The sequence below is a fragment of the Streptosporangium sp. CA-135522 genome (assembly GCF_050949235.1).
GTDB lineage: Bacteria > Actinomycetota > Actinomycetes > Streptosporangiales > Streptosporangiaceae > Streptosporangium.
The window spans coordinates 1-25,093 of sequence record NZ_CP192027.1 but is presented as its reverse complement, the minus strand read 5'-3'; the positions used below and the strand labels follow the sequence as shown (position 1 = coordinate 25,093).

At 67.5% G+C, this 25,093-nt stretch carries 23 protein-coding genes and 2 pseudogenes; 16 read left to right on the top strand and 9 right to left on the bottom strand.

Annotation, left to right across the window (positions count from 1 at the left end; all coding sequences use genetic code 11):
- The first annotated feature begins 44 nt into the window (after nucleotides 1-44).
- From ACQPYK_RS48435 to ACQPYK_RS48425, 3 genes are all read left to right on the top strand, one after another.
- Nucleotides 45-1,697: a PucR family transcriptional regulator gene (locus ACQPYK_RS48435; protein ID WP_433259555.1), complete on the top strand. Its 1,653-nt coding sequence runs from the start codon at nucleotides 45-47 to the stop codon at nucleotides 1,695-1,697.
- 104 nt (nucleotides 1,698-1,801) lie between these two features.
- Complete coding sequence (locus ACQPYK_RS48430) at nucleotides 1,802-3,361, top strand: GMC oxidoreductase (protein ID WP_433259553.1); 1,560 nt, start codon at nucleotides 1,802-1,804, stop codon at nucleotides 3,359-3,361.
- Nucleotides 3,362-3,406: 45 nt separating this feature from the next.
- The gene (locus ACQPYK_RS48425; protein WP_433259793.1) at nucleotides 3,407-3,934 is read left to right on the top strand and encodes a VOC family protein; all 528 of its coding nucleotides are present in this window, start codon (nucleotides 3,407-3,409) and stop codon (nucleotides 3,932-3,934) included.
- Nucleotides 3,935-4,076: 142 nt separating this feature from the next.
- Here ACQPYK_RS48425 and ACQPYK_RS48420 read toward each other — a convergent pair whose 3' ends face one another.
- Nucleotides 4,077-4,463, bottom strand: a complete 387-nt coding sequence (locus tag ACQPYK_RS48420) for a putative quinol monooxygenase (RefSeq protein WP_433237436.1) — start codon at nucleotides 4,461-4,463, stop codon at nucleotides 4,077-4,079.
- Between the two features lie 476 nt (nucleotides 4,464-4,939).
- Here ACQPYK_RS48420 and ACQPYK_RS48415 point away from each other — a divergent pair, with 476 nt between their 5' ends.
- From ACQPYK_RS48415 to ACQPYK_RS48395, 5 genes and pseudogenes are all read left to right on the top strand, one after another.
- Nucleotides 4,940-5,329, top strand: a complete 390-nt coding sequence (locus ACQPYK_RS48415; protein ID WP_433237439.1) for a PPOX class F420-dependent oxidoreductase — start codon at nucleotides 4,940-4,942, stop codon at nucleotides 5,327-5,329.
- Between the two features lie 113 nt (nucleotides 5,330-5,442).
- A pseudogene (gene fbiC / locus ACQPYK_RS48410) lies at nucleotides 5,443-5,833 on the top strand (7,8-didemethyl-8-hydroxy-5-deazariboflavin synthase); the annotation flags it as partial.
- 36 nt (nucleotides 5,834-5,869) lie between these two features.
- Nucleotides 5,870-6,625 (top strand): 2-phospho-L-lactate guanylyltransferase, encoded by a 756-nt coding sequence (cofC, locus tag ACQPYK_RS48405; protein WP_433237445.1) that lies wholly within the window; start codon nucleotides 5,870-5,872, stop codon nucleotides 6,623-6,625.
- Complete coding sequence (npdG, locus tag ACQPYK_RS48400; RefSeq protein ID WP_433237448.1) at nucleotides 6,589-7,275, top strand: NADPH-dependent F420 reductase; 687 nt, start codon at nucleotides 6,589-6,591, stop codon at nucleotides 7,273-7,275. Before cofC ends, npdG begins: the two co-directional genes overlap by 37 nt.
- Nucleotides 7,276-7,788: 513 nt before the next feature.
- The gene (locus tag ACQPYK_RS48395; protein WP_433259551.1) at nucleotides 7,789-8,703 is read left to right on the top strand and encodes an MFS transporter; all 915 of its coding nucleotides are present in this window, start codon (nucleotides 7,789-7,791) and stop codon (nucleotides 8,701-8,703) included.
- A gap of 305 nt (nucleotides 8,704-9,008) precedes the next feature.
- On the opposite strand, the gene ACQPYK_RS48390 is transcribed toward ACQPYK_RS48395, so the two are convergent.
- The 4 genes from ACQPYK_RS48390 to ACQPYK_RS48375 form a co-directional block, all read right to left on the bottom strand.
- Complete coding sequence (locus ACQPYK_RS48390; RefSeq protein ID WP_433259549.1) at nucleotides 9,009-9,404, bottom strand: site-specific integrase; 396 nt, start codon at nucleotides 9,402-9,404, stop codon at nucleotides 9,009-9,011.
- Between the two features lie 59 nt (nucleotides 9,405-9,463).
- Nucleotides 9,464-9,760: a hypothetical protein gene (locus tag ACQPYK_RS48385; protein WP_433259547.1), complete on the bottom strand. Its 297-nt coding sequence runs from the start codon at nucleotides 9,758-9,760 to the stop codon at nucleotides 9,464-9,466.
- Nucleotides 9,761-9,992: 232 nt separating this feature from the next.
- A protein-coding gene (locus ACQPYK_RS48380) for an IS630 family transposase (RefSeq protein ID WP_433259545.1) occupies nucleotides 9,993-11,056 on the bottom strand; the annotation gives its coding sequence in 2 pieces (ribosomal slippage) (nucleotides 9,993-10,610 and nucleotides 10,613-11,056; 1,062 coding nt in all).
- 179 nt (nucleotides 11,057-11,235) lie between these two features.
- A complete protein-coding gene (locus ACQPYK_RS48375; protein WP_433259544.1) occupies nucleotides 11,236-11,838 on the bottom strand; it encodes a dihydrofolate reductase family protein in 603 nt (200 codons plus the stop codon).
- Between the two features lie 490 nt (nucleotides 11,839-12,328).
- Here ACQPYK_RS48375 and ACQPYK_RS48370 point away from each other — a divergent pair, with 490 nt between their 5' ends.
- The 3 genes from ACQPYK_RS48370 to ACQPYK_RS48360 are packed head-to-tail and all read left to right on the top strand — an operon-like array spanning nucleotide 12,329 to nucleotide 13,992.
- A complete protein-coding gene (locus ACQPYK_RS48370; protein ID WP_433259542.1) occupies nucleotides 12,329-12,820 on the top strand; it encodes a transposase family protein in 492 nt (163 codons plus the stop codon).
- 22 nt (nucleotides 12,821-12,842) lie between these two features.
- On the top strand, nucleotides 12,843-13,649 hold the full coding sequence (locus tag ACQPYK_RS48365; RefSeq protein WP_433259541.1) for a helix-turn-helix domain-containing protein: 807 nt from the start codon (nucleotides 12,843-12,845) through the stop codon (nucleotides 13,647-13,649).
- A 46-nt stretch (nucleotides 13,650-13,695) separates the two neighbouring features.
- Nucleotides 13,696-13,992 carry a transposase gene (locus ACQPYK_RS48360; RefSeq protein WP_433259539.1) on the top strand — a complete coding sequence of 99 codons (297 nt, stop codon included), beginning with the start codon at nucleotides 13,696-13,698 and terminating at the stop codon, nucleotides 13,990-13,992.
- Here the strand turns inward: ACQPYK_RS48360 and ACQPYK_RS48355 are convergent.
- Nucleotides 13,982-15,088: an IS110 family transposase gene (locus ACQPYK_RS48355; RefSeq protein ID WP_433259537.1), complete on the bottom strand. Its 1,107-nt coding sequence runs from the start codon at nucleotides 15,086-15,088 to the stop codon at nucleotides 13,982-13,984. The two genes, ACQPYK_RS48360 and ACQPYK_RS48355, sit on opposite strands and share 11 nt — an antisense overlap.
- A gap of 260 nt (nucleotides 15,089-15,348) precedes the next feature.
- On the opposite strand from ACQPYK_RS48355, the gene ACQPYK_RS48350 reads away from it, so the two are divergent.
- The 5 genes and pseudogenes from ACQPYK_RS48350 to ACQPYK_RS48330 all read left to right on the top strand — a co-directional run bounded on the left by ACQPYK_RS48350 (nucleotide 15,349) and on the right by ACQPYK_RS48330 (nucleotide 20,658).
- Nucleotides 15,349-16,263: an IS3 family transposase gene (locus ACQPYK_RS48350; RefSeq protein WP_433259536.1), complete on the top strand. Its 915-nt coding sequence runs from the start codon at nucleotides 15,349-15,351 to the stop codon at nucleotides 16,261-16,263.
- A 49-nt stretch (nucleotides 16,264-16,312) separates the two neighbouring features.
- Nucleotides 16,313-16,492: pseudogene (locus tag ACQPYK_RS48345) on the top strand (transposase); the annotation flags it as partial.
- A gap of 383 nt (nucleotides 16,493-16,875) precedes the next feature.
- Nucleotides 16,876-17,925, top strand: coding sequence for a substrate-binding domain-containing protein (locus tag ACQPYK_RS48340; RefSeq protein WP_433259792.1), 1,050 nt, complete (start codon nucleotides 16,876-16,878; stop codon nucleotides 17,923-17,925).
- A gap of 127 nt (nucleotides 17,926-18,052) precedes the next feature.
- Complete coding sequence (locus tag ACQPYK_RS48335) at nucleotides 18,053-19,639, top strand: sugar ABC transporter ATP-binding protein (RefSeq protein ID WP_433259534.1); 1,587 nt, start codon at nucleotides 18,053-18,055, stop codon at nucleotides 19,637-19,639.
- Nucleotides 19,636-20,658 (top strand): ABC transporter permease, encoded by a 1,023-nt coding sequence (locus ACQPYK_RS48330; RefSeq protein WP_433259532.1) that lies wholly within the window; start codon nucleotides 19,636-19,638, stop codon nucleotides 20,656-20,658. Before ACQPYK_RS48335 ends, ACQPYK_RS48330 begins: the two co-directional genes overlap by 4 nt.
- 399 nt (nucleotides 20,659-21,057) lie before the next feature.
- On the opposite strand, the gene ACQPYK_RS48325 is transcribed toward ACQPYK_RS48330, so the two are convergent.
- From ACQPYK_RS48325 to ACQPYK_RS48315, 3 genes are all read right to left on the bottom strand, one after another.
- Entirely contained in the window at nucleotides 21,058-21,894 is an 837-nt protein-coding gene (locus ACQPYK_RS48325) for an LLM class flavin-dependent oxidoreductase (RefSeq protein WP_433259530.1), read from the bottom strand.
- A 430-nt stretch (nucleotides 21,895-22,324) separates the two neighbouring features.
- A complete protein-coding gene (locus ACQPYK_RS48320) occupies nucleotides 22,325-22,519 on the bottom strand; it encodes a DUF5999 family protein (protein ID WP_433259528.1) in 195 nt (64 codons plus the stop codon).
- An 822-nt stretch (nucleotides 22,520-23,341) separates the two neighbouring features.
- Complete coding sequence (locus tag ACQPYK_RS48315) at nucleotides 23,342-25,093, bottom strand: glycoside hydrolase family 35 protein (RefSeq protein WP_433259526.1); 1,752 nt, start codon at nucleotides 25,091-25,093, stop codon at nucleotides 23,342-23,344.

The window sequence follows — 25,093 nt, the reverse complement described above, 5'->3', positions numbered from 1 at the left end:
GAGGTTAGACTCACACTGTGCAAAAATGATTGATTCAGCTGCACATGATGTGCAGGGTTCGGGGGTACGTGGTGCCGCTGACGGTGGAAGCCGCGCTGTCGCTTGAGGTGTTCTCCCGCGTTCACTTCAAGGTGTACGCGGGCGAGGAGAACCTGCATCGCACCGTGCGATGGGTCCATCCCGTCGAGATCCCCGACATCGCGCGCTTCCTCAAGGGAGGCGAAATGCTCTTGACGGCCGGTCTGGGGATCGATCACCGGCCGGCCGCCCAGCGAGCCTATGTGCGGGCGCTCGCGGAGGCGGGTGCCGCCGTGCTCATCATCGAGCTCAGCGGGCGCGCCTACTCCGAGATGCCCGAGGCCCTCGTCGATGAGGCTGCCCGGCTGGGGCTTCCGCTGGTGGGCCTCGATGGCGAGTTGCCCTTCCTCGAGGTGTCGGCCCAGGTGCACGGGAGCCTGGTCGATGAGCGGGTCTCCGAGCTCACCGCCTATGACCGGCTGAACGACACCTTTATGCGGCTGCTGCTCGCCGGGCGTGACCACGTGGCGTTCACCCAGGCCCTCGCGAACGAGATCGCTTGGCCGGTGATCCTCGAGGACGCATCCCGCCGGATCGTCGCCTATTCCGCGGGCACGGATGCCTCCGACACCGTGATCACCGGCTGGGACCTGCACTCCCGTGTCCTGCACGCTCGCGACTCCCATGGGGAGACGATCGTCGCGTCGACCCCCCTGGGATCGTCCGACGAGGGCGAGGCGCCGAGCGCCGGCATGACGTGCACGCGCCGCGCGATCCTCATCCGCGGCGAGCGGTGGGGCTGGCTGCACGTCATCCATGACAGCGACGCTCTGCTCAGCCCCGCCCATCACGCGATCGACCGGACCGCCGATGTGATCGCGATCAGTGTGCTGAGCGCGCGCGAGGTCGGCGCCCAGGCGGCCCAGCGAGAGAACGCCCTGGTCAACCGGCTTCTGCTCGGCGATATCTCCGGCGAGGCGTTCATCTCCCGCGCGCTTCGGCTGGGCAAGGATCTGAGGGGCCGACCCCTCATCGCGATCTGCGCCGTCAAGGAATCAGCATCAGACCACCACGACCAGGCGCGTCTGAGCGCCGCCTGCCAGTCGATCACGCTGCCGGCCGTGGTCGCCGACATCGGCGACCACGTCATGGCCATCGTCGGACTCGCGCGCTCCCAGGACGAACCTCAGATCGTCGCACAACTCGCACGCGAGAAACTACGATCCGGGGTCAGCCGCACCTGCCCGCCGACCGACCTGTCCACCGCGATCCGCCAGGCGAGGAGCGCCGCCTCGGTGGCCGCTTCCCATTCAGGCCGTGAAGTGGTCCGTTTCGACGATCTCGGCCTGCTACGTCTACTTGTGTCCCTCTCACAAGGGCCCGAACTCGCCAACTACGTCGACGACGAACTCGGGCCCGTGCTGCGGCACGACGCGGACTCCCCCTACCCGCTGCTGCCGACGCTCCGCGCTTTCCTGGAGAACGACGCCAACAAGTCCAAGACCGCCGACCAGCTCTACATCCAGCGCCGCACCCTCTACTACCGGCTGGAGCGCCTCGACGCGCTGCTGGGCCGCTCACTCGACGAAAGCGACGTCCGCCAGAGCCTGGCGCTTGCCCTGCACGGCCTCGATCTGTTGCAGCAGGGCCGTGCACGAACGATGAAATCCGATAGCTGAAGACTGCACACTTTGTGCGCCGTCCATGACCCTCACCCCAAACTAACGTGACTAGGGGATCGAAGCAGGCATCCGGCCTCGTCCCATGTCACGAGGAGTGAGCGATGACCGATGTGTTCCGTGCCGACCAACCGTCCGTGGTCACCGATCCCCCGACCGAGATCGACTGCGACATCGTCATCATCGGCTCGGGTATGGGCGGCGGCACCCTGGCGTACGCGCTACGTGATTCCGGAGCCCGGGTGCTCATCGTTGAAATGGGCGACTTCCTGCCCCGGGAGATCTCCAACTGGTCGCCGCGCGCGGTCCACATGCAGGGCCGGTACAAGAATTCGCCCATGTGGTACGAGGCCGGCACCGGCCGGGGTTTCACTCCGGGCAACTATCACTACGTCGGCGGCAGCACGAAGATGTTCGGCGCCACGCTGCCGCGCTTCCGTGAGCACGACTTCGATGACGTCGAGCACCCCGACGGGCTGTCGCCAGCCTGGCCGCTGAACTACGCGGACATGGAGCGCCATTACGCGCAGGCCGAGTCGATCTTCTGGGTCCACGGTCTGAAGGGGGAGGACCCCACCGATCCGTGGCGCTCGACGGACTTCCCGCACCCGCCCGTGCCGCACGACGACACCGTGGCCGAATACGTCGAGAGTCTGCGCGGGCAGGGCCTCAGCCCGTTCAGTCTGCCGACCGCCATCGACTACCGGCCCGGCGGCAAGTGCCTGTGGTGTGCGACCTGCGATGCCTTCCCGTGCATGGTCGATGCCAAGGGCGACGCCGATGTCGCGGCCGTCCGGCCCGCGCTGAAGTCGCCAACCGTGCGCCTGCTGACCCGCGCCGAGGTTCTTCGCCTCGACACCAACGGCTCGGGCAAGGAGGTCGTGGCCGCACAGGCCGTGCACGACGGTACGCCCATCCGGATCACCGCCAAGCGCTTCGTCGTCTCGGCCGGCGCGGCGAACACAGCGGCGCTGCTCCTGCGCTCGTCCTCGCCCTCGCATCCCGCGGGGCTCTCCAACGCCTCTGACCAGGTCGGACGCAACTATATGACGCACGTCACATCGTTCTTCCTGGCGGTCGACCCCCGGCACGCCAACAAGTCGGTCTTCCAGAAAACCATCGGCATCAACGACTGGTACAACGCCGGCGGTGACAGCCGATACCCCCTCGGCAATGTGCAGGGCTTGGGAAAACTCCAAGGGGCCAGTGTGAAGAACGCGCGCCGAATGGTGCCCAAGGCCATTCTCGACGCCGTCACCCACCACACCCTCGACCTGTTCCTGCAGACCGAGGACATCCCGCTGGCGGAAAACCGCGTCACCCTGAGCACCAGCGGCCGGCTCACTCTCGCCCGCAGGCCCACCAATCTGTCATCACACAAGAAACTCGTCTCGCGGATGAAGGCGGTGTCTCGCAGGGCGGGCTACCCGGTCGCCCTCACCCAGTTGCTCGGCATCGAGGCGTCGTCCCATCAGTGCGGCACTGCCCGCATGGGCGTGGACCCCGCGACGAGCGTCGTCGACCCGTTCTGCAAGTCCCACGATGTCGACAACCTGTGGATCGTCGACTCCTCGCCCTTCCCGTCCTCGGCCGCGGTGAATCCCGCGCTGACAGTTGCGGCCCTCGCCCTGCGCGTCGCCGAGTCCGGTCAGCTCATCGCCTGAGCGACCTCGCCCGCACCAGCACCCACGAAAGAGCAGGAGCAGGACATCATTCCCACCCTGAGATCTGTCGACCATGTCGCCTTCACCGTGCCCGACCTCGATGCGGCGATCGCCTTCTTCGTCGACCACACCGGCGGCGAACTCATCTTCCGCGACGGTCCGTTCGTGGACGAGGCGGGAGACGGCATGACCCGCAGGCTCAACGTCGACGCGCGAGCCGGATGCACACTCGCTATGGTCCGGCTCGGCCGCCTGAACCTCGAGCTGTTCGAATACACCGCACCCGAGCAGTCGACGACCCAGCCGCGCAACAGCGACATCGGCGGGCACCATCTGGCCCTCTACGTGGACGACGTCGACACCGCGCACGCCTATCTGTCATCTGTTCCCGGTGTGACCCTCATGGAGGGCCCGAACGGGGTCGCCGACGACTCACCGGTCTTCGGGCAGCGATGGTTCTACTTCACGACCCCGTGGGGGCTACAGATGGAGATCACCTCCTGCGCCGATGGCACGTTCTACCGGGGACTCCCCGGCGAACGCATGGCCCCGCCAGCAGAGGTTTCCGAATGACCCCGGTATCGGGCCTGTTCGGCGGCCGGCCGCGACATCGGCCGGCCGAAGTCGGCGCATAGGCGCGCGGACTGCTCGACGATCTCGGTTTCGTCGTCACCGAGACGAGTGACATCTTCGCGCTCGACGCCGATCTCACCGGCTACGCCCTCATCGTGCTCGGCTGGAACAACGCGCTGACCACCGAGGACCTGACCGACGCCCAGGAGAGATCCCTGCTCTCCGCCGTCGAGCAAGGCACTGGGCCGATGGCTTGGCACGGTGAGGATACGGTGAGGATCTCGTCCAAGACCTGGGCGACGTGCTTGAAGTGCGGCAGCGAGAAGTGGTGGTCCAGTGCGGCGCAGTCGATCCACTCCTCAACGATGATCATCCGGTCGGAACGGTTCGGGTCGGCATAGGGCTGGTAGCTCAGGCACCCCTCCTCGGCCAGGGACGGTGCGATCATCGCGTCCAGCTTGTCCCGGAGCCGCTGCTCCTGACCGGGCTTGGCGACGAAGCCGGCCATGATGGTGAGCGTGTTCGACACGGCAGAAACTCCTGATCTGATGTGGTTGGTGCGGTGTTCGCTGGCGAACGATGTCCATCCTGCGGCACCTGCCCAAGACCATCCAGAGCTCCGCTCCACCCCGGCCTGCCCTGCCTGGGCCTGACAGGACCAGGCAAAACGGACACCCGCGCGCCGATACGCCATCGCCGCTGACAGCCCCGCCCCCGGCCGGTTCATCGCGAGCATCCGGTAGATCCACCAGCACTTGGCCGCAGGGATCACCTCATCTGCCGAGGCCGCTCGCGCCCTCGGCAGATGAGGTGACGCGCTCGCAGATACGGCGGGTCCTGCTGGCCGAGGGCGTCGGCGTCGCCCTCGCTCCTGGGCCGGCAGCCGTGATCCGCACTTCGCCCCGAAACGACCCACGTCGTTTGGTCACCCGCGACGACCCGCTGAGGTGGCCGGCCGGCGGCCTGGTTTGATTGACGTCGGCGTCAAGGTTACATACTGGCCGCATGGTCTTCACACAGGCAGAACTCGACTATCTGGCCGGACAGCATCTCGGCCGTCTGGCCACCGTCTCTCCCGCCGGCCAGGTGCAGAACAACCCCGTGGGGTTCTTCGTGGACGCCGCCTCGGGCACGATCACCATCGGCGGGCACGCGCTGGGGGTGTCCAAGAAGTTCAGGAACGTCCAGCAGGGCAGCACCGTGTCGTTCGTCGTGGACGACCTGGCCTCGGTGGACCCGTGGGTGGTGCGCGGCATCGAGATCCGGGGTTCGGCGGTGGCTTTGACGGACCACGAGCCGCCGGTTCCGTACTTCTCGCGGGAAATCATCACGATCACGCCCAGCAAGATCATCTCTTGGGGGTTGGACGGGGCTCGGTCGAGCCGCAAGGTGTGAAAGCCCGTGGATTCTCACTGAGGAGATCGCGGGAGTTTCAACGCCCCGCCGGCGCTCGCGTCAGCCCGGCGGCCGGTCGAGCGGCTGAACGAATCGGTCGGCGCCCGGATCGGCTGTACCTGGCCGGCATCGCCCGCCCCGGCCCCACGCACCTGGAGAACCGGGCCGTGCACGCCCTTGGCCCGGCTGCTGCTGCACGGCCGGATCCCGAACATCCAGACGAGCTGGGTGAAGCTGGGCCCGGCGGGGGTGCTCGACGTGCTCCGCGGCGGCGTGAACGACCTGGGCGGCACGCTGATGGAGGAGACCATCAGCCGCATGGCGGGCTCTGAGAACGGCAGCTACAAGACGATCGCCGACCTCGAGGCCCTGGCGCACGCCGCCGGTCGCCCCGCTCGCCAACGAACGACCACCTACGGCGAGGTCGACGAGGAGCGCCTGGCGACAGGCCGTGAGCACGACGGCGTATGGCGGCCGAACCTGCTACCGCTGATCAGCGGCTAAGCCGCAACCCCACGAGTATCCGAATCGAGGAGTCGAGTGGAGCGTGGAGTGGACCTGGTCGTCCCGATCAAGAACCTGGACCGGGCCAAGTCGCGGTTGCGTGGCACCGTGCCGGCGCACAAGCACGCCGGCCTCGTGCTGACGCTGCTGCTGGACACCGTGACGGCGGCCGCGCAGGCCGGCGGGGTGCGGCGGGTCCTGGTGATCTGCGAGGACGAACGGATCCCGGCAGCGCTGGCCGGCACCGGCGTGGAGTGCGTCGATGAGCGCGGCCTGCCCGGCTTGAACGCGGCGCTGAGGTTCGGCGCGGCGTACCTGCGCACGCCGGGGAGCACGGTCGGCGCGCTGCAGGCCGACCTGCCCGCGCTGCGCCCGGCCGACCTGTCCGCGGCGATCGAGGAGGCCGCCGGGCGGCGCGCGTACTGCGCGGACCGGCCGGGCACCGGCACCACGCTGCTGCTGGCCGCACCCGGGGAGCCGCTCCATCCGAGCTTCGGCCCCAGATCCGCCGACGCGCACGCCGCCACCGGCGCCGTGCGCGTCGGCGGGTCGCTGGCGTCACTGCGGTGCGACGTGGACACCGAAGACGATCTGGCCATTGCGGCCCAGATCGGACTTGGAAAGTTCACTCTTCCGTTCGACCACGCGATCACACGGTGGTCCGAAGAAGCGGATGCCGACTGGACCGAGGACCGCGCCAGCGAGGTACGAGCCAGACCGAGGGCGCGACGAAGGCAAGACAACATCCGGCAGATATGCGAAGCGACCAGTTCGACACAGGAGGAACGTTGATCGACGTGACAAGCCTGACGGTGGGGGTGCTCGGCGGCACCGGCCCGCAGGGCAAGGGCCTCGCACTGCGCTGGGCCAAGGCCGGCATCAAGGTGATCATCGGCTCGCGGAGCGCCGAGCGCGCCGGGGCGACGGCCGCCGAGCTGGGCGACGGCGTGACCGGCATGGACAACCGGGGCACGGCCGCCGCCGCAGACGTCGTGCTCGTCGCGGTGCCATGGGAGGGCCACGGTGAGCTGCTGGCATCGCTGCGGGACCAACTCGTCGGCAAGATCGTCATCGATTGCGTGAACCCGCTCGGCTTCGACAAGCAGGGTTCGTTCGCGCTGCCGGTCAAGGAGGGCAGCGCCGCGCAGCAGGCGGAGAAACTGCTGCCGGAGTCCCGGGTGACGGCCGCCTTCCACCATGTATCGGCCGTGCACCTGACCAACCTGTCAATCCCCGAGCTGGGCATCGACGTGCTCGTGCTCGGCGACGACCGCGAGGCCACCGACATCGTGCGCGCCCTGGCCGATGCGGTGCCGGGCATGCGCGGCGTGTACGGCGGGCGGCTGCGCAACGCCCACCAGGTTGAAGCGCTGACCGCAAACCTGATCGCGATCAACCGCCGTTACAAGGCACACGCGGGAATCCGCATCACGGACGTGTGATGATTCCGCTCTGGAGCCGCGCCTCGACCGGCCGACGCCGCGGACCGGGTCGATCAGCCGAACCCCACCGCGATTTCTGCCGATAGTCGGCATATTCTTTATTGACGATCAACTACAACTACGACATCTGGCCTGAGCTGCTGGGGGAGCCGGCCCGCTGTTTGTGACCTGCGGCTCACGCGGAGATGGGCACTCCCGCCAGCGCACCACAACCCTGCGGACGCTCCCCGGGCCGCCCACGCGGCACTACCCGTGGCCCTGCTCCCCGCCATCCGGCCATCAAAACGACCGACCAGGCGGCCTGACACTCGTCACCGGGTTAAAAGCGAAGCTCAGAGGCACGTTAGGGCGAATATGAGGTAACGATTCGGGGGCGGCGGCGAGGGCGCGTGTCCCGTCCCACCGCAGTCCTGGACGTCCCTCGGCGAGCCGGGGGCCGCACCTTTCTGCATCACTCAGGCGCCGGCGACCCCAGGTGGCTCGCCCCGCCAGGCGGCTATGAAGGACACCCTCATGCCCCACGCCGCCACCGGTTACCGTCTCCTGCTGCGCACCCCCGGCGCCGTCGCCTTCTTCCTCACCGCCGCTGTCGGCCGCGTCGGCGTCGCCATGACCGGCCTCGGCCTGGTCTGGTTGCTGCACGCCCGCACCGGCTCCTACGGCACCGCCGGCCTCGCCACTTCCGGATTCGCCCTCGCCGAGGCCCTGATCGGCCCGCATCTGGCCCGCTTGGTCGACCGGTTCGGCCAGACCCGCGTCCTGCCGTTCTCCGTTCTCGCCCACGGCGCCGCCATCGCCGGCGTCCTCGCCTCCGCCACCCCCGCCGCCGCGATCATTGCCGCCACCTGCGCCGGCGCGGTCGTCCCCCAGCTCGGCGCCCTGTCCGCAGCCCGCTGGGCCCACCTGCTGCGCGGCGACCGGGCCGACGAGCTGCCCACCGCCTTCTCCCTGGAATCTCTGGCCAACGCCACCGCCTTCCTCCTCGGGTCGGTCCTGGTCACCTCGCTCGGCGCGGTCGGCGACGCGGCCCTGGCCAGCACCATCGCCGTGGCCCTGATCCTCGGTGGGGGAGGAGCGCTGGCCGCCCAGAGCCGCACCGCGCCCCCGCCGGCCCGCGAGCACGCCGAGCGTGCCCGTACCGGACGGACCCTGCTGCAGCCGACCTTCCTCCTGCTCGCCCTGCTCAACCTGGCCATCGGGCTGTACTTCGGAACCATGGGGGTTGCTGTGAGTTTCTTCGCTCTCAGCCACGGGATTCCCGGTGCGGCCGCGCCGATCATCGCCGCCTCCAGCCTCAGCGGGCTGCTGTCCGGCTGGCTCTACGGGCTGCGACGGCACCCCGCCCCGGCGCGCCGCCAACTCGTCATCGCCACCGCCTATCTGACGGGCGCCGCGCTGCTGCTTCCCCTCGCGCCGTCTGCCATCTGACTCGGCGCGGCTGTGGTGGTCACGGAGGCGGCGGTACCGCCCACGCTCGTCCTGCTGAACGTGCTCACGGAAAAGGCCGTTCACCCAGCCGTCCGCACCCAGGCCTTCACCTGGAACAACTCCGCCAGCGCGGCTGGTTCGGCACTGGCGGCTTCTCTCGCCGGGCGCGCCGCCGACGCGTGGGGTGCCTCCGCCGCCCTCTCACAGGCCCCCGCGGCCGGGCTCGTCCTCCTCGTCCTCTCGCTCGTCCTCTCACTTGCTGCTCGGCGGTCGAGAGAGGCCCGAGAACGTTGACGTGGTCGTCATCAGATAGACCGTGGCCAGCGAGTCCACATGCGCGAGCGTTGCGCGTTCGACAGCGGTGAGCGGGCGTCTTGGCCGCGCACTCGCCGGCACAGCTCGGCCACAGCCAACGGCTCTTGAGCAGGGTGGGCGAGGTCGTCGGGGTTCATCGCGCCTCCAGCAGGGTGGCAAGCAGACGCTCCCGGTCGGCCTGGATCGCCGCGCTGGCCCGGTGCAGCTTGGCCGCCAACTCCCGACCGGTGGATGTAGCGCAGCGTGGTGGACACGTCTTGATGCCCGACGTACTGCGCGATCTGGTCGATCGTCCACTCGGCGCGGGCCAGATCGGTCAACCGCAGGTGCCGGAAGGTATGCGTGCACAGTCGCGGAACCCCGGCACGCGCACCGATGCCGGTCACGATCTTTGACCAGCTCGCCGCGCCCAGCGTCGCGCCACGGTTACGACAGAACTGGCTGATCAGCAGCCGCCCGGCCCGGCGCCCACCAGCAGGCGCCGCTCGACCAGGTAGGCGGCGTGCTGCCGGTCCCACTCCTTGGGGATCCACGGTGCCTTCTCCACCCGCCGCACCAGCCCCTGATCACCAGCGGGTCGACGCCGACCGCAGTGCAGAAACCGCAGGTGATCCTCGAACGCGCGGCCATAGGCGGTGATCGTGTTGGGGGCGCGGCCGATGTCGGGGGTGGACTGCAGCCGTCTTCGAGCGTGCTCGTGCCCTGCGAACAGGGGGAATCTGTCCCATGTGATCTCTGTCATGGGCGACCAAGGCAGACCCGCCAGACTCCGAATAAGGCCACGGCTAATCATGTACGAGGTCGTAAGTGGGAGTCGTCAGCCTCGGTGGATTCGCTTCTCTCCCCGAAGTGGACATGCTTGTGGGCTCTGGCGCTGATCTTGTTGTCGTCTGCCGTTGGAATGGGGTAAGTAGCCGAGGCTGTAGCGGACATCGGTTTGACTACTGAGGTTGAACTCATGGTGTCGTGTGTGGTTATGCCAGCGTGAGGGTCAGGCCGGTTCCTGCGAGGCAGCCATCGATGAGGTCGCTGCGGTATTGAAGGGTGCGCAGTCCGTGTCGGACGGTGCGGATCAGGTGCTCCGGGCTGGTGAAGGCGACGTTGGACAGGAAGCAGCGCCGTAGCAGCGACCAGATGCCCTCGACCGGATTCAGATCGGGGGCGTAGGTGGGCAGCTGGATGACGGTCAGCCAGTCCTGGGCGGCGATGAAGGCACGCATCCCACCGGTCAGATGGGTGTTGAGATTGTCCCAGACGAGCACGATCGGGCCGCCGAGCCGGCGGTGTGCGGCGATCAGCAGGTCGCGGTAGTCGCTCCAGGCGAAGGATTTGCGCCCGTCGGGGCGGGTCTCCAGCCGGGGCCGGTAGATCAGGCGGGAACGGTGCCCGGGTTTGTAGCAGGCCAGAGCGGCGATTGAGATCCGGCGCCGGGAGCGGCCGCGCACGGTGATGAGCGGGGTCTGGCCGCGCGGGCTCCAGGTGCGCACGATGGGCGGCGTCATCGATAGGCCGGTCTCGTCTTCGAAGACGATCCAGGCGCCGAGCGCCGCCGCGGATCTTTCACGCTCGGCCAGGTCTCCTTCACCCACCCGGTCACCGCCGCCTCATCGCGTTCCATTGCGCGCCGGGCCGGTATCTGACAGGAGTAGCCGTTGCGGAGCAGCAGCTTGCGCACGCCTTGGAGGGTGTAGGTCAGATGGAAGCGCCGGCCGATCAGGGTCGTGATGCGGGCCAGGGTCCAGCGCTGATCGGGCCAGCCGTGCCAGATGGGTCCCTTGAGCAGTTCCTGTTCCAGTGCGGTGAGTTGCCGTTCGCCGAGCCGGGGCAGAGAGGCCGGCCCGTGTGAGCGCAACGCTCCGGCCCCGCCGGCCTGCCAGTCCCTGCGCCATCGCTGAACGGACCGGACGCTGATCCGCAGGTCCCGGGCGATAGCTGTGCTGGATTCATCGCGGGCGAACCTCTCAGCCGCCTGCAACCGCAGCTTTTCGCGGAACGCTCTTCGCTCGGCGGACAGCCCTCCGCCTTGTGCATACCTCATGATGCCGGTGTACCCGGCAATCAACGCACGTCAGGACTTACGACACCACGAGTTCAACCTCAGTAGGTAGGAGCCGATGGCCTCGTCAGGGTGAACCAGGCCGGCCTCGACCAAAGCGGTGTCGTTTGACCGCACGGAGGCCGCGCCCGGGTTTCTCCCGGACGCGGCCGCTGAGTCGGTCAGCGCAGGCGGTCGTAGACCATGGCGATCTCGCCGAGTGCGCCGGTTTCCTGGTGAGTGAGGGCCCACCGGGTGGCGGGGAGGCCGTCGTGGAACAGGCGCTGCCCGCCACCGGCGATCTCGGGAAAGATCATGAGGTGGAGACGGTCGATGAGGTCGGCCGCCAGCAGGGGTTTGATGATGCTGGGGCTGCTGTTGAGGAGGATGTCGCCCTCGCCGGTGCTTTTGAGCTCGGTGATGACTTCGGCGGCAGGGGCGTTGACGACGCGGGTACGTTCCCACGGGGCTTGGGTCCAGGTGGTGGAGAAGACGACTTTATCGGTGTTGACCAGCCAGTTGGCGTAGCCGCGGTCGCGGGGGTCGGCGTTGGCGTCCTGGGCGACGGAGGGCCAGTAGCTCATGAAGCCTTCGGCGTTGATCCGGCCGAGGACGGCGATAGTAGCGGTCTCCCAGATGCGGGTCATGTGGTCACGGGCGACGTCACTGGCGACGTAGGGGGCGAAGGCCGCGAAGTCTGTGGGACCGCCGGGGCCGTTATAGCGGCCATCGAGGCTGAGGCCGAGGTTGGCGCTGACTCTGCGGCCGGTGTTGGTGGTGCTCACGCGATGCTCCTGATGTCCATGTCTGTTCGTGTGCGTGTGTGATGAGGGTGTCGAAGCTTTGGCCGAAGCCGATCCCGATGCCCTGGCGAGTAGGAAGCCGCCGCTGCGGCGGCACGGCCCACTGTGCGGCAGGGCGCGCACGATCGGCTGGGGGTCGGCTGCGGTCCCGCTGGGGGTGGCCTCGTTCGGCGTCGAGATAAGACGAAGAAGTACGCGGGCTTGTTAGGCCACCATGCGACGTGTCCAGCGCCGGGAGCCCGCCATGTCGCCGTGACCGGCCCCGCGGCCTCGACGACGCAACCCTCCGAACGTCACTGACGCTGGTGGCGGAATCCACTGACAGGCCGAAGATCTGGCGCTGATCTTCGTGCGGTGCCGTCAGTTTGGTGTAGTTCCTGTGTTGTGGCCTGAAGGTTGATGATGGTGCGCGTGCATAGATAAGGAGTTTGAGTTACTACTGCCGCATCTTGCATCAGCTCGGGTGGAGTCCGTGCGGGTCGAGCTAGGCGCGGTCGTGTTCACGGTCGGCTCGGCGATGCGCACGGCTACGTGCCCGAGGTGCGGCACGATCTCGACCAGGACGCGCGGCGGCTACCGTCGGCAGCTGACCGACCTGCTGATCTCCGGTCGCCCGGTGCGGATCGACGTCGGCGTCCGATGCTTCCGCTGTGATGATCCCGGATGTAGTGCGGTGACGTTCGCCGAGCAGATTCCCGGCCTGACCATGCCGTTCGCGCGACGCACAGCCGGGCTGACCGGTCGGCTGGCTGAGATCGGGCTGGCGCTGGCCGGCCGCGCCGGATCCCACCTGGCAGCCAAGCTGGGCATGCCGGCCTGCCGAGACACGCTGATCCGGCTGGTCCGTCGACTGCCCGAGCCGCCCGCGGCGGCGCCGACCGTGATCGGGGTCGATGACTTCGCACTGCGCAAGGGCGCCGTGTACGGAACCGTGATCATCGACATGGAGAACCACCGGCCGTGACGCCGACACACTGGCCGCATGGTTGGCCAAACGCCCCGGCATCGTGATGATCTGCCGGGACCGCGCCGGATCCTACGCCGACGGGGCCAGGCGCGGCGCACCGGATGCCGTCGAGGTGGCCGACCGGTGGCGCCTGTGGGCGAACCTGGGCGCAGCAGTGGACAAGACGGTCTCCGCACACGCCACCTGCCTGCCCGAGCCGTCCCTGGAAGACCATCACGGACCCGATGAACAGCCCAGCGAGGCCGGCCTGCCACCGCAACTCGATTCGCCGATCGAGTACTCGCTGGCCCGGCGGCATCGAGAACGCCACGCCGCGATCCACGAGCTGCTGGCCGCAGGCCGCTCCCGCGCCGAGACCGCCCGCGAGCTCGGCATCAGCGAACGCACCGTCTACCGCTTCGCAGGCGCGCCCCTGGAGCAATACCTGGGCAAGGCCAACCACAGAGCGAGCCGTCTGGACCGGTTCATGGACCACCTGCACCAGCGCTTCGCCGACGGGCTCCGCAACGCCACGGCGCTACACCACGAGATCCAGCTCCTGGGCTGGCGCGGCAGCCTGCGCACCGTCGAACGCTACGTCGCCCGGCTGCGGGAGCGGACCAACCCCCCACCGACCGCGCCGACACCTCCGAAACCACGCAAAGTCGCCGGGCTGGATCATGTCCGACCCCGACCACCTGTCCGCGGGCACCGCCGTGCAGCTCAAGAACATTCTCGCGCGCTGCCCCGAGCTGGAGGCTACGCGTCAGCACGTCGGCAGCTTCGCCAACATGATCCAGAACCTTGCCGGCAACAGGCTACCGGCCTGGATCGACGCCGTCCGTGAGCCTCCCCTCGTACTGTGGAGATCTGGCCTAAGGGGAGGTCGGATCGTGGGAGAGACCAGACGGAGTTTCGATCCGGAGTTTCGGGCGGGTGCGGTGCGTATCGTGCACGAGACCAGGAAATCGATCGCCTCGGTCGCCAAGGATCTGGGGATCAACGCGGGCACGCTGGCCAACTGGATGCAGATGGACCGCCTGGCCCGTGAACAGGACGCCAACGGTGAGCTGGCCGAGTCCGAGCGGGAAGAGCTGACCCGGCTGCGCCGGCAGCGGGCCGAGTGGAGCAGGGAACGCGCTGAGCTGGAAATGGAGCGTGATGACGCCCCTATGTTTGTCAAGCCGTGATCGCCGGAGTCGGTGCCGGTGACAGCGCTGCGGCGATGATCGGGAAGACCTCGCGGGCGACATAACGCTTGAGGCAGCGGATGATCTCTTTCTTGGTCTTGCCTTCGCCGGTACGGCGCTCGGCGTAGTCACGGGTGCGCTGGTCGCGGCTTAACCGGGTCAAGACGATGGTGTAGAGCGCGCTGTTGCCGCGTCGGTCGCCGCCGCGGTTGAGCCGGTGGCGGGCGGTCTTGCCGGAGGACGCCTCGATCGGGTTGACCCCGCACAAGGCGGCGAAGGCGGCCTCACTGGTCAGCCGGTCGGGGTTGTCGCCTGCGGTGATGAGCAGGGCAGCGGCGGTGTCCGGGCCGATGCCGTGCCGCTCCAGCAGCCGCGGCGCACAAGCGGTGATGATGGCCTTCATGTGCTGCTGGTGGGAGCGGATCTCCTCGGTGAGGGCCAGGATCCGCCGGGCCAGGGTGCGCAGCACCTCGGTGGCGACGTCGGTGAGGTCGCCGGCCTGGGCGACGGGCAACTCGGCGCAGCGGCGAAACAGCGTGGCCGGGCCCAGGCCGGCCAGGGATTCGCGCAGGTGCGGCTCGGCGCGGGCCACGACGGCGCGCAGTTGGTTGATGGCCTGGGTGCGGGCCTTGACCGCGGACTCCTTGGCCATCTTGACCATGCGCAGCATCTCCACCGCGCCGTCGCCGGACTTGGCCACGGCGCTGGCCTGTCCGGACAGGACCGCACGGGCGGCGTTTTCGGCGTCGATGGCGTCGGTCTTGCCGCGTCGGCGGCGCACCGCCCGGTCGGGCCGGTTGACCTCGATCACCTGCACCCGGTGGCGACGCAGGTAGCGGGTCAGGGCGATGCCGTGGGAGCTGGTGCCCTCCACGCCGGCGCGGTGCAGCCGTCCGTGGCTGCGCGCCCAGGCCAGCAGCTCGGCATAGCCGCGCGCGGTGACTGGGAAGGCGCGGGTGGCGACCAGGACGCCCTGGATCGTGAGGACTGCGGCGACATGGACCTCGGTATGGGTGTCGACGCCGACGATGACCTCTTCGCGTTCATCATCGGCGTAGTGGGTGGTGACGGGGGTGTCGTCGACGGCGACGCTCACGTGCTTCTCCTGGGGGGTGCGGTTGCGGCACGGGCACCGACCAGGTGAGGGAGGTCAGGACTGTGATGGTGCACGGCAAGGCCCCTATCGGGACACATCCCCCGCCCGGTCGACGGCGCCACCGGCACCGGGGCGACAGGTCATCACGAAGGCAGCATGGCCAGTCTCAAGCCGGGTCAGACCCGGCACCGGGGACACGCATTCATCCTCACAGTCCTCAAGCGCTCGGTGGTCTTGTGGGTGAAGGAGGCGACGGGCCGGTGAGCGTGGCGGCCTTCATCGCCTGCCAGAAGACCGAGCATGGCGTTGCCCACGCGGTGGCCTGCCGGATCCTGGAGGTCTCGCAGTCCTGGTTCTACAAATGGCGCGACCGCGCGCCGGGTGTTCGTCAGCAGCGTCGCGCCGGCTTGGATGCGGCGATCGAGGTGAGGTTCACCGCCTCGGGCGGCACCTACGGCAGCCCGCGCATTACCCGGGACCTGCACGAGGAGGGCTGGCGGGTCTCGGCTAACACGGTGGCCGCGCGGATGGCCGAACTCGGTTTGGCCGGTCGGCCTGCCGCCAAACGGCGTTCGCTGACCCGCCAGGGCGCCAGGCCCGCGGCTCCGGACCTGGTCGGCCGTCAGTTCACCGCCGTCGTACCGGACGTGTTGTGGTGCGGCGATGTCACCGAGATCGTCACCGACGAGGGCAAGCTGTATCTGGCCACCGTGCAGGACCTGTTCTCCCGCTGGTTGCTCGGCTATGCCATGTCTGCCCATCATGACGCCACTTTGACGGTTGCCTCCTTGCAGATGGCCGCGGTCACCCGAGGTGGCGACGTCGACGGGGTGATCTTCCACTCCGATCGCGGCGGCGAGTACACCGCTGCCCGGTTCCAGGCTGCCTGCCGTCACTGGGGCGTGGTGCAGTCGATGGGCCGGGTCGGCTGCGCGCTGGACAACGCTCCGGCCGAATCGTTCAACGCCACGCTCAAGGCCGAGCTCGCCCACCGGTATCGCTTCGCCACCCGCGCCGAGGCCCGGCTGAAGATCGCGGCCTGGATCGCCGGTTTCTACAACGCCCGCCGCCGGCACAGCGCCGCTGACGGGTTACCACCGATCATCTACGAACAGCGGATCGCGGCCGTTAGAGCGGCCACCACGGTGAGACTTCAGCAGCTCATCGCCGCATAGAAAAGTCTCCACGGTTTCAGGGGATTGCCACCGGGCCGATGACCTGCCCGCGCTCCATCGCTTCGCAGCCAGCCTTATCCGTGACCGGGACGCCGTCACCGCCGGTCTCACCCTGTCCTGGAGCAACGGCCCTACCGAGGGTACCGTGAACCGACTGAAAATGATCGAGCGAAGCATGTACGGCCGAGCCAACCTCGACCTACTCCGCCGACGAGTCTTGCTCGCCTGAGCTCAACAAGATCAGCGCCAGAGCCTGCTTGTGACCGATAGTGGTATGTCACATTCTGTTTGTTTTGCACGTGGGGATGAGGTCGGCCGGCTCATCATCGCCGACGTCCGACCTCTCTGGGATCCGTCTGGAATACGTCCGTCACCTGCGGCTTTCTGGCCAAGACCGGATCCGACGGGAAGCCTTCTGCTGTAACGCGCCAGTAACGATTCGTTAATGACCGATTGACCTGTGTTGACTTGCGGGGGAATCGACTGCTTTCTTTGTCCCACTGTGTTAGAAATCGTTTGATTTTGGGTGATCATCCAATCTGGTCACCCGAAATCTGGACTTCAACCCACCCCTCAAGGGCTTCCGGCCCGTTCCAAGCAAGGGACGCCCACATGTTTGCCATTCGCACTCGTCACCCCATTGCGCTAGTCGCACTGGGTCTCGCCGCGACCTTCGGCCTCGGGGCATGTTCCTCGGGCCAGGAACCCATCAAGCTCGGTAGCGCCGTCGCCTCAGTCGACGGCAAGATCGCGATCACATATCTGCAGAAGCAGGGGGACCAGGAGTACTTCGTCGGCGAAGCCGAAGGAGCCAAAGCCAAGGCAAGCGAGCTGGGAATCGATCTGAAGGTCGTGAACCTCGGCAATGACGCCAACAAGACGATCAGCGAGACGCAGTCGGCGATCGCGCAGAAGGCTCATGGCTTGATCGTCGTGGTTCCCGACCCCGCCGTGGGACCCCAACTCGTGAAGACCGCACAGGACGCCAACGTCGCACTGCTCACCTCCGATGACCAGATCTGCACCACTGGTCCCGACCCCGCGACGTGCGGTGCGGACGCGCTTGTGCCCCGTGTCGGCTTCAGCGGTTCCCAGATGGGCGGCGAGGTCGGCAAGAGGGCAGGTGAGGAGTTCAAGAAGGCCGGCTGGAAGGCGGAGGACACTCGCACCATCTCCGCATGGAAGCAGGACGTCACGGTCTGCACCGACCGGGTGAAGGCCTCCGCGGAGGCTTTCACCACAGCTTCGGGCGCGACGGTCAAGAACATCGACGTCCCGACCGACAACACCCCGACTGGCGCACAGGACAAGATCGCCGCCACGATCACCGCCAACCCCAACGTCAAGCACTGGGTGGTCTGGGGCTGCAACGACGAGAACGTCCAGGGCGGGGTCACCGCGCTGGCGAACGCCGGCTTCAAGGCCGACAACGTGATCGGTGTCGGCCTTGGCGCGTACCTGGCCTGCAAGAGCTGGAGCTCGACCGAGCCGTCGGGAATGAAGGCCGCCCTGTACATCAACGGTCGCGACGTCGGCGCGCTGGCCGTACAGACCATGTACGACAAGCTCAAGAACAGCAAGGAGTTCCCGAAGGAGGCGTTTGCGCCGACCAAGGTGGTTGACGCCTCCAACTGGCAGGCCGAGGGCGTCAAGTGCGGCTGATCTGACAACCGCTTTCTCACGTCGGTGCGGTGGTGACGGTGTTGGCCGCCGCGCCGATTCTCTCTACCGGCGGCTGTCGCCGCGCTCCGGCTCCGTCTCCAGCTTTGTCTCCAGCTTCGAGGACCATATGACCACACTCAGTGCCAAACCGTCGCCCCCTCCGCCCGCTGCCAACGCAGGAATCGCCGTAGAGAACGTTGTCAAACGTTTCGGCGCAGTTCAGGCTCTCGGCGGTGTCACGCTCGACTTCCCTCCCGGGCAGGTCACGGCTCTGATGGGAGAGAACGGCGCGGGCAAGTCCACCCTGCTGAAGATTCTCACCGGTGATCATCCGCCGACCGAAGGACGCGTTCTACTGAACGGGCGTCCAGTCGTTTTCGGCTCTCCGCAGGACGCCAGAAAGGCAGGTGTCCGTATCATCCCGCAGGAACCAGAGATCATCCCACATGTCTCGGTCGCCGAGAACGTCTACGCCGGAGCGCTTCCCCGCAAGACCGGTCGCCGCCTCGACCGCGCTGAGCTGAACCGGCGTATCGCTGAAGACCTGCACCGGCTCGGCTTCGAACGAGCCATCAAACCGGATCTACTGGGTTCCCAGCTGACCGCCGCCCAACGGCAGCTAGTGGAGATCCTGCGCGCTCTCACGGGCGAAGCCAAGGTTATCGCGTTCGACGAACCTACCTCTTCGCTCTCCGAATACGAGGTCGAGGCCTTGTTCGCGCTGATCGACCGGCTGCGGGCCCAGGGCCTCGCGGTCATTTACGTCTCGCACCGCATGAAGGAGATCTTCCAGCTGGCCGACCGCGTCGCGATCCTGCGTGACGGCATGGTCGCCGGTGTACTGGACACCGCGGGCATCAACGAAGGGGAAGTCGTCCGGCTGATGGTCGGACGGGACCTGTCCTCGCTCTTCGTTCGCCAGGACGTCGCCACCGACGAAGTCGTCCTCGACGTTGAGAACCTCACCACCGACGATGTCCGGGATGTCAGCTTTCAGATCAGGGCGGGAGAGGTCGTTGCCCTCGCCGGGCTCATCGGGGCGGGCCGCTCAGAACTGGCACGTGCGCTTGCCGGGGACCTGCCTATCCGCTCCGGCCATATCCGCCTACAGGGGCGGCCTCTCCGGTTCCGCAGTCCCAAAGACGCGATAAAGGCCGGCATCGGCCTGGCGCCCGAGGAACGTAAGGCACAGGCCCTGTTCTTGCACCGCTCCATCCGAGACAACACAGCGCTGGTGAGCCTGGAGCGGCTGCGTCGCTTCCGATTCGTCCGCCGCAGATCGGAACGAGCACTTGCCCGGGAATACGTCGACCGTCTCCGCGTGCGCACACCGTCCGTCGAGCATGAGATCCGCAAGCTCTCCGGCGGCAACCAGCAGAAAGTGGTGCTCGCGCGCTGGCTGGCGCGCAAGCCCAAAGTGCTGATCCTCGACGAGCCCACTCGGGGCATCGACATCGGCGCCAAGACCGAGATCTACCAGATCATCGCGGACTTGGCCCGCGACGGGGTGGCTCTGCTGGTGATCTCCTCCGAGCTCCCCGAAGTACTCGGCCTCGCCGATCGAATCGCCGTGATGCAGAACGGCCGGATCACAGGCGAGCTCAGCCGGGCCGAAGCCACCGAAGAGGCCATCCTCAACCTCGCCATGGCCGACGACCTCGCCATCGTTTCTGCGACCACCGGTAACGACTCCGCCACTGGAGGCCTCCGATGACTTCCCCCACGACGAGCACCCCGGCGGAGAGCACGGCGGGCTCGTTCCGCCACATGTCGCTCGCCTCGGTCGGCGGCCAGAACCTCAGCCTCATCGTCGCCCTCGGCGTGGTGCTCGTGCTGTTCGGTTCGCTCAACGAGAACTACCTCAGCTGGACCAACATGCAGGTCATCGCCGAGGCAGCGACCATCACCGGACTCTTGGCAGTCGTCCAAACCGTGGTCATCATCTGTGGCGGACTGGACATCTCGGTCGGCTCACAGGCCGGTCTCGCCTCAGTCATCAGTGCCATGGCCTTCACCTCGGCGGGAGCCAACCCTGGTGTCGGGATCATCGCCGCGATCGGCGTGGGTGCCGTGGTCGGCATCATCAACGGCTTCATCATCGTTTACGGACGGGTCAACCCCACCATCGCCACCCTCGCCGGGCTGGCCGCCTACAAAGGCGTCGCCCAGCTCCTGTCCAACGGCCGTGCGCAAGGCTTCGTGCTCAACGACCCCATCTTCGTCTTCCTCGGCCGCGGCAAGATCGTCGGACTACCGGTGATGATCTGGATCCTGATCGTCGCTGCGATCGCCGTCCACATCCTGCTCAAATACACCGACATCGGCCGCAACATCTATGCGATCGGCGGCAATGACACCGCCGCCCGCCTCGCCGGTATCTCCATCAACAAATACCTGATCGCCGTCTACGCCCTGATCGGCATGGTCGCCGCGATCGCCGGCATCCTGCTCACCGCCCGCACCGGCTCGGGACAACCCGTCTCCGGGAGCGAGGGCCTGGAGCTCAAGGCCATCACAGCCGCCGCGCTCGGCGGCTGTGCACTCAAGGGCGGCAAGGGCGGCATCGGCGGAACGTTGCTCGCGGTCGCGCTACTCGGCGCCCTGGAAAACGGCCTGACCGTCCAAGGCATCAACACCTTCTGGCAGAACGTCGCCCAAGGCACCTTGCTCGTGGCCGCCGTGGTGATCCAGCAGCGCCGCAGCGGCGAGCGCGCCGTCGGCCTACCCGCCTGACTCCCAGCCGTCACTCCAGAAAAGCCGTGCCAGCGCAGAGCAGGGGCACCCGGACGTCAGCGCGTCGACGAAGGCGATGAGGTCGTCACACCAGCGCTGGGCGCCGGGGGCGAGATCCGACCGCCGGGATGCGCGACGCTGCACACGACGTACCCGTGACCGACGAGCTCCTCCACGAGGACCGTGTTCTGCCAGATGTGGAAACCCAGGCCGGGTGAGAACACCCGCAGCTCCGCGCTGCTGTTCGGGGCCTCCTTCTGGTGGGACATCCTGCGCCGGCTGACCGGCATTCGCGGCCGTCGCCCGTAGTCTCCCGCCCTCGGCGGGCTTCCGGGGCGGGCCGGCACAGGCGGCGAGATCGGTCCCGCCCAGAGGAGGCGCCTGGGCCCGCTGCGGGTTCTAGCGCAACTCGGCCAGGACCAGGTCGACCTGGGGGAGGGGGTCGGGCCCGAACGGGCGGAGCGCCACCGTGTCCGCCCCCGCCTCCCACAGCGACCTGACCTGGTCGGCGGCGGCCTTGGGGGAGCCCACCGCCTGCACGACCTCATCCGGGGCGACGTGCAGGAACTTCGCGGAACCGACGGCCAGACGCGCGCCCACCGCCGCGTCGTCGCCGACGTAGAGGTTCGTGAACACCACCAGCTCGTGGTCGTCTCCGCCGGTCAGCTTGCGGGCTTGCGCGATCTGGGCGGGGCCGACCCCCTCGGGCAGGATCGTGCCCTGGGCCGCCCGTCCGGACAACTCCAGCGAGCGGGGCCGTACCACCCCGGCGAGAACCGGCGGCGCGGTCGCGGGCGGATGCACCAGGCTCACCCCGTCGATCCGTACGGCCCGGCCCTGGAGGGTGACCGTCTCGCCGCGCAGCAGCGCGCGCACGGCCACGATGGTCTCCTCCAGCAATGCCAGCGGTGAGGGCGCCAGCACGCCCACCTGCCGCATCCAGTCCTGGACGCCGTGACCGATCCCGGCCGTGAGGCGGTGGGGGTGCATGCGGGCCAGGTTGCCGAGCTCCATGGCCAGCAGGGCCGGATTGCGCAGCGGCGCCGGAGCGATCCCGATGCCCACGCGCAGCCGCTCGGTGACGGCGAGCGCGGTGGCCGCCGACGAGATCGCGCCGGTCCAGCCCAGATCCTCCACCACCCAGACGTCGTCCACCTCGGTGGCGTCCAGATGGCGGCAGAAGGGGATGAGCGACTCCGGGGGGAGGTCGCGGTCGAACATCACACCCAGGCGCATGTCTCTCCTATGAGTAACGAAAGTAGCCGGCGATGGAGGGGAGGGGTGCCGACGCCGATATCGGGACAGCCGGAGCAGCACGAAAAATCGGACTTATGGCGATGGTCCAGTCTTTTGTATCTAATGAGCGCGTGAAGCATTGAAAATGCCCTATTGGTGCTTTGGGGGATGATATGGGCCGGGTGGCTGATGGTTTCAGAATTCGGGCGCCGGCACCAAGGCGCCGCTTTCGCAGCCAGCCCCGTGCGGCGTCAAAGGACGCGGCTGGACCGGCGTCAAAGGACGCGGCTGGACCGGCGGCAAAGGACGCGGCTGGACCGGCGGCAAAGGCACGCGTAGCGGTCCGCCTCGAAGGTCGGTGGGGAGAACGGGGGCTCCGCCGAGAAGCGCGGTGAGCTCGGACACTCGTCCACCATGCTGCGGAGCGGGTTCATGTCGCTCGCTCGCAGAGGGCGCGACGGGCGGGAATGCTGCGCCCATCGGGCAGAAGCTCCCCGGTGTCGTCGAAGATCACCACACCGTTGCAGAGCAGCCACCACCCCTGCTCCGGGTGGAAGGCGATGAGCAGTGCCGCCTCGCGATCGGGTGCATCGGCCGGAGGGCACTGAGGCTGGTGCTGGCACATGCTTCCTACCTACTCCTGCAGAAGGCGATGGCTCCTCTGCGGCTCCCGGCGCGGCCGGTGCGACGAAACCGTCATCGTCCGGCATCACTCGACGGCAAGCCGTACGGGCTGTATCCGCTTGATGAGATCTTATTTGATCGTGACGAATCACGTTGATCAATAGAACAAGGTTCATCAAAATTAAATCTCTTTCACCATGTGAAAGTTGAGATATGGGGAAATGTCAAGGGGGTTTCATGCATAAAGTTTCTTTTGTCGGACTGCTGCTCGCCTCCCGGGCGCTGCATGGGGAGCCTCGCTTCAAGGCTGCCGTCAGCCCGCCGACCCTGATGGTGTCGCGGGGCTATGCGCGGTATGGCCGCTTATGTCCGTTGCATGGCCCTCTGTGTTGCGGGCACCAGGTACGGGTTCCCCGTCGACGACGACGACCGTACCCCGCCGCGCCCCGGCGTCCTCGTCACGGTTTAGCCCGGGGTGGCAGTGCCGTGCCTGGTCGTCGTGAGGTGAAGGCGGAGATCGAGGCTCGGGCATTCGGTCGATGCATGAGGCCGGATCGGCCGCGGGACCCCAGAGAAGCAATCAAACGTAAGCGAACATGCGCACATCCGTGAGGATGCGGCAACGGCAGTGGGGAAGGCCTTCGGCTACGCAGCTACTCCGTCGCTACCAGCGAGTCCGGCCTCGGTGGCTCGCGGCACCGCAGTGTCTTGCCCGAAGCCCGCTGGACGTGAGCGTCGGCTTTGTCGGCGGCGTCGGCCGGTCGAGGTGCGGCTCCAGAGATGCACCGGGCACCGTACCTCAGCGTGCGTGCCCGTGCCGAGGCTATTCCTCGGTGGGACCAAGATCGGGTGTCTCCTTGAAGTCGACGGTGCGGGCGTGATGGGAGGCGTGCAGTTCGAGGACGATGATCTCGTTGGTGCCCATGCGCAGTACTGGGGCGGGGACGTACAGAGACCGTTGGGGACCCCGGGACCAGTAGCGGCCGAGTGCGAAGCCGTTGATCCACGCGTTGCCCTTCGTCCAGCCGTCGAGATGGAGGAAGGTGTCTGCCGCCTCGGTCACCTCGAACGTGCCGCGGTGAAACGCCGGCCCGATCGTAACGGTCCTGGTGGCAGCGAACGGGAGTCCGCTTAGGGAGGTCAGCGGAAGGGGCCGGTTGGTCCACCCGGCGAGCTCCGAGCCGTTCAGGAGGACCTTTCCGGGCAGTCCCTTGCGGTCGTGGATACCCAACCCGTAGTTGACACGACCCTGATTTTCCACGAGCACGCTGAGGACGCTGCTTTCACGCGGCACGGTGAACGTGAGGGCATGCTCGTGGTTCTCCCGCTCCAGGACCCCGGCGGGCTGTCCGTCCAGGAAAACCTGAGCGCGGTCACGGACGTGTTCCAGTTCGAGCAGGGCGGGCCCGGCAGCCGGCAGCGTGGTCTCGTAAAGAACGAAGCCGAAGTCCTGCCGGAGCTCTTCCATAGTCAGCGGATACCGGGACTCGACGGCCTCGCCGAGCGACGCAGCACCCTCCAGCAGGCCCGCGCTCTGCGTCAGCGGTACGGCCGCCACGGTGAGTTTGGCCCCGGGCGCGGGGACGGGCTCGCCGGGGACCATTGCGTACTTGGCGATGATCTCGCGGAAGGCGGTGAACTTCTCGGTGGGGTCACCGGCTTCGTCGAGAGGGGCGTCGTAGTCGTAGGAGGTGACGGTCGGCCGGTAGGTGTGCTTGTCGTTGGCGCCGTTGGTGAATCCGAAGTTCGTACCGCCGTGGAACATGTAGAAGTTGACCGAAGCTCCGGTCGCGAGCAGCTCGTCAAGCTCCTGCGCCGCCTGGTCAGCGTCGCGGACCACATGACGGGAACCCCAGCGGTCGAACCAGCCGATCCAGAACTCCGTCGACAGCAGCGGACCGGTGGGCTGATGTGCGCGCAGCGTGGCGAGATTCTGGGCGGAGCGGCTGCCGAAGTTGGCCGTGGAGAGAACTCCCGGTAGGGCTCCGCGCTCCAGATCGGCGGGCTGGTCGCAAGTGAACAGTGGGACGTCGACACCACACCGGCGAAGTGAGTCGGCGAGATGCTCGAGGTAGGCGGTGTCATCGCCGTAAGCTCCGTATTCGTTCTCCACCTGGACGGCGATTATCGGGCCGCCCCGCGTGGAGAGGTAGGGGTGGAGCGGGGTGAGGAGCCGGGTGAAGTAGTCGTCGACTGCCGAAAGGTAACGGGAGTCGCGGGTGCGCAGCCGGAGGTCGGGTTCGGCCAGGAGCCATGAGGGCAGCCCGCCGCCCTCCCATTCGGCGCAGATGTACGGGCCAGGGCGAAGAAGGACGTGGAGACCCTCGGCGGCGGCGAGATCGAGATAGGCGGGCAAGTCGAGTTCGTCGTCCATGCGGAACCGATCCGGCCGTGGTTGGTGGAGGTTCCAGGGGACGTACGTCTCAATGGCGTTGAGTCCCATGAGGCGCGCCTTGCGGAGCCGGTCAGCCCACTGCGCAGGATGGACACGGAAGTAGTGAAGCCCGCCGGACAGGAGCCGGAAGGGTTCACCGTCGAGTCGGAATCCGCCGTCATCGATCTGAAAAACGGGCAT

Excerpts from the sequence above, each read along its gene's own strand:
- ACQPYK_RS48335 (WP_433259534.1), top strand. The coding sequence starts at position 18,053 with ATGACCACACTCAGTGCCAAACCGTCGCCCCCTCCGCCCGCTGCCAAC.
- npdG (WP_433237448.1), top strand. The coding sequence starts at position 6,589 with ATGCGAAGCGACCAGTTCGACACAGGAGGAACGTTGATCGACGTGACA.
- ACQPYK_RS48315 (WP_433259526.1), bottom strand. The coding sequence starts at position 25,093 with ATGCCCGTTTTTCAGATCGATGACGGCGGATTCCGACTCGACGGTGAA.
- ACQPYK_RS48395 (WP_433259551.1), top strand. The coding sequence starts at position 7,789 with ATGCCCCACGCCGCCACCGGTTACCGTCTCCTGCTGCGCACCCCCGGC.
- ACQPYK_RS48330 (WP_433259532.1), top strand. The coding sequence starts at position 19,636 with ATGACTTCCCCCACGACGAGCACCCCGGCGGAGAGCACGGCGGGCTCG.
- ACQPYK_RS48385 (WP_433259547.1), bottom strand. The coding sequence starts at position 9,760 with ATGACAGAGATCACATGGGACAGATTCCCCCTGTTCGCAGGGCACGAG.
- ACQPYK_RS48430 (WP_433259553.1), top strand. The coding sequence starts at position 1,802 with ATGACCGATGTGTTCCGTGCCGACCAACCGTCCGTGGTCACCGATCCC.
- ACQPYK_RS48435 (WP_433259555.1), top strand. The coding sequence starts at position 45 with ATGATGTGCAGGGTTCGGGGGTACGTGGTGCCGCTGACGGTGGAAGCC.
- ACQPYK_RS48415 (WP_433237439.1), top strand. The coding sequence starts at position 4,940 with ATGGTCTTCACACAGGCAGAACTCGACTATCTGGCCGGACAGCATCTC.
- ACQPYK_RS48325 (WP_433259530.1), bottom strand. The coding sequence starts at position 21,894 with ATGCGCCTGGGTGTGATGTTCGACCGCGACCTCCCCCCGGAGTCGCTC.
- ACQPYK_RS48320 (WP_433259528.1), bottom strand. The coding sequence starts at position 22,519 with ATGTGCCAGCACCAGCCTCAGTGCCCTCCGGCCGATGCACCCGATCGC.
- ACQPYK_RS48340 (WP_433259792.1), top strand. The coding sequence starts at position 16,876 with ATGTTTGCCATTCGCACTCGTCACCCCATTGCGCTAGTCGCACTGGGT.